Source organism: Arthrobacter sp. Hiyo1 (genome assembly GCF_001263615.2).
In the GTDB taxonomy this organism is placed as follows: domain Bacteria; phylum Actinomycetota; class Actinomycetes; order Actinomycetales; family Micrococcaceae; genus Arthrobacter.
The window spans coordinates 752112-755206 of the sequence record NZ_DF952468.1; the positions used below are offsets into that span (position 1 = coordinate 752112).

Annotated in this window: 4 protein-coding genes; all 4 read left to right on the plus strand. The window is 65.0% G+C overall.

Annotated features, from left to right (window positions below; genetic code table 11):
• The coding region (locus tag AHiyo1_RS03285; RefSeq protein WP_113990541.1) for an ACT domain-containing protein at positions 1–374 on the plus strand (374 nt) is incomplete at its 5' end.
• Complete coding sequence (thrC, locus tag AHiyo1_RS03290; RefSeq protein WP_059387608.1) at positions 375–1481, plus strand: threonine synthase; 1107 nt, start codon at positions 375–377, stop codon at positions 1479–1481.
• 58 nt (positions 1482–1539) lie between these two features.
• On the plus strand, positions 1540–2457 hold the full coding sequence (gene thrB, locus AHiyo1_RS03295; RefSeq protein WP_059387609.1) for a homoserine kinase: 918 nt from the start codon (positions 1540–1542) through the stop codon (positions 2455–2457).
• Positions 2458–2758: 301 nt separating this feature from the next.
• On the plus strand, positions 2759–3095 hold a 337-nt coding region (locus tag AHiyo1_RS03300; RefSeq protein ID WP_172465481.1), incomplete at its 3' end, for a Rho termination factor N-terminal domain-containing protein.

Consider the following 3095-nt stretch of genomic DNA (forward strand, 5'->3'; position numbering starts at 1 on the left):
CCGTCCTGGGCGACCTCGTCTCGGCAGCCCGCCGGGTGGTACTGGGCGGTCCCGGCCGTACCGAGACCACCACGGGCTACGTGCCTGCGCTGTCGATCGATGCCTCGACCACGAGCTACTACATCGGCCTCGACGTTGCCGACCAGGCCGGCGTCCTGGCCCGGATCACCCACATCTTTGCGGAGCACGGCGTGTCGATCGAAATCATGCGCCAGACGATCCACCGCGACGCCGCCTCGAAGGTTGAGTCGGCCGAGCTGAAGATCGTCACCCACCGCGCATCCGAAGCCGCACTCGCGGCAACCGTCGAGGCCGTCAAGGGCCTGGACGTCATCAATTCTGTGACATCCGTCCTGCGGGTAGAAGGGGTCTAAGTGGCTCACCAATGGCGCGGAGTAATCCGCGAATACGCTGATCGTTTGCCTGTAACGGAAGCCACGAAGGTCATTACCCTCGGCGAGGGCGGAACTCCGCTCGTCCACGCGCAGAAGCTCTCCGAACTCACCGGATCCACCGTGTACCTCAAGGTGGAGGGCATGAACCCCACCGGGTCCTTCAAGGACCGCGGCATGACGATGGCCATGACAGCGGCTGTCGAAGCAGGCGCCAAGGCCGTTGTTTGCGCCTCCACGGGCAACACCTCGGCCTCCGCCGCAGCCTACGCCACCGCCGCCGGGCTCAAGTGCGCCGTGCTGGTCCCCGAAGGCAAGATCTCCATGGGCAAGCTCAGCCAGGCCATCGCGCACGGCGCGACCCTCCTGCAAGTGGACGGCAACTTCGACAACTGCCTCGACATCGCCCGCAAGCTCGGCGAGTCCTACCCGGTGTTCCTCGTGAACTCGGTCAACCCGGCGCGTATCCAAGGCCAGAAGACCGGTGCCTTCGAAATCGTCGACGCCCTCGGAGACGCTCCGGACATCCACGTCCTGCCGGTAGGCAACGCGGGCAACATCAGCGCGTACTGGAAGGGCTACAAGGAGTATTCCGCCCCCTTCGAGTCCGCGACCGCCGGCACCCTTCCCGCCGTCTCCACCAAGACGCCAGCCATGTGGGGATTCCAAGCGGCAGGCGCGGCACCGTTCGTGGCAGGCCACCCCATCACCGAACCGGACACGATCGCCACGGCCATCCGCATCGGCAACCCGGCGTCCTGGGACACGGCCATTGCGGCGCGTGATGAATCCGGCGGCTTCATCGACGCCGTGACCGACGAGGAAATCCTCGATGCCCACCGCTGGCTCTCCGCCAAGGAAGGCGTCTTCGTGGAACCCGGTTCCGCAGCAGGCGTAGCCGGGCTCATCAAGAAGCACGCCGCAGGCGAGGTTCCCACCGGCAAGACGATCGTCATCACCGTCACCGGACACGGACTCAAAGACCCGCAGTGGGCACTCCGTACCGAAGACGGCAGTGAGGTCCAACCGGTCAAGGTGCCGAACGACGTCGTAACCGTGGCATCCGAACTGGGACTGGAAGAAAACTAAGAGTGGAAACCACGCAGCCCACCGCGACGGGTCTCACGCTTGTCGCGGCAGCCAGCAGCTGACCGTCAGGGTCCCGGGCACCAGCGCCAACCTGGGCCCCGGCTATGACAGCCTCGGCCTGGCATTGTCGATCTACGACACCCTGACCGTCGAAACACTCACCACCGGAGAGCTCGAGTTCGAGCTCTCCGGTGAGGGAGCCGATTCCCTTCCCCGGGATGCGAGCCACCTCGTCGTGCGTGCCCTCAACACGGCCTTGGAGCGGCTCGGTTTCCGGCACAGCGGCCTCAGGATCACCGCGGACAACGTCAACCCGCACGGCCGCGGACTTGGCTCCTCGGCGTCGGCCGTGGTTGCCGCCGTGACCGCGGCCAACGCCTTGGTGCCCGAATCCGCACAGCGCGACCGCGACTGGATCCTGCAGCTCACGAGCGAGATGGAAGGGCACCCGGACAACGTCGCACCCGCGATTTTCGGCGGATTGGCCCTGTCATGGCAGGACAGCGAGCAGTACAGCAGCACCCGCGCAGAAGTGGTCCCGTCGGTCATCCCGATCGTCGCCGTGCCTGACTACGAATTGTCCACCGAGACCGCCCGCGGTTTGCTGCCCGCTTCCATCGGCCACCACGCAGCAGCCATGAACTCAGGACGCGCGGCGCTCCTCATCCACGCATTGACGGCCGACCCCCGTTTCCTGCTTCCCGGAACCGAGGACTACCTTCACCAGAGCTACCGCGCCGAGGCAATGCGGCCCAGTGCGGCGCTGATCAAGGCATTGCGGTCTTCGGGCCATGCAGCCGTGGTCTCGGGAGCGGGACCCACAGTTCTGGCACTGGCCAACGGCGCGGATGAAGCCAAGGCGATCGCCGAATTGATTAATTCGTTCACCGCGGACAACACTCCGGATGTTGCGTGGCGCGTGATGACACTGGCAGTGGACGTTGAAGGTGCTAGAGTGGACTTGCACCGGCGGTAGAACCGCGGGCAGTTCCCTGACATTGGATCCCGGCTTATTGCCGTTCCCGTCTCCTACTGTGTCGAAGTCTGCCGGTGTCGTCTCCTTATCGGCCTGTCGCAGGTGCCACAGAACCCTTTCTGTTACCCGAGCCGTCAGCCCGCGCCCCGCCCGCCGGAGCATCGAAGACGTATTAGTATCCGGCCCTGCTGAAACTAAACCGGCAAGACCGAAATCACGGCTGCAGATCTGAACTGCAGTCCAGAACAAATCATCGCGTCCAGCTCTAGGTCTGGACGCCGTCGAGGGGGAAGGATCCTTCGTGACAGAAACCACTGAGCTGGCTTCAGCTGTGGACACAACATCTTCTGCAGCTGAATCAACGGCCGCAACCGCTAAGAGCAGCGGCCTTGCAGGCCTCAAGCTCGCGCAGCTCCAGGCTCTCGCCAGTCAGCTGGGCATTTCGGGCGGATCCCGGATGCGCAAGGGGGACTTGGTCTCGGCTATCTCGGCCCACCGTGCCGGTGCAACCACCAGCAAGGCTCCCACCGCGGCCAAGGCCGTGGCAGCAAAGGCCGCGCCTGCAGCCCCGGAAGCTGAGACCGCTGCCGCACCTGCCGCAGCACCTGTTGAAGCTCCTGCGCAGGACGGCACCCGTG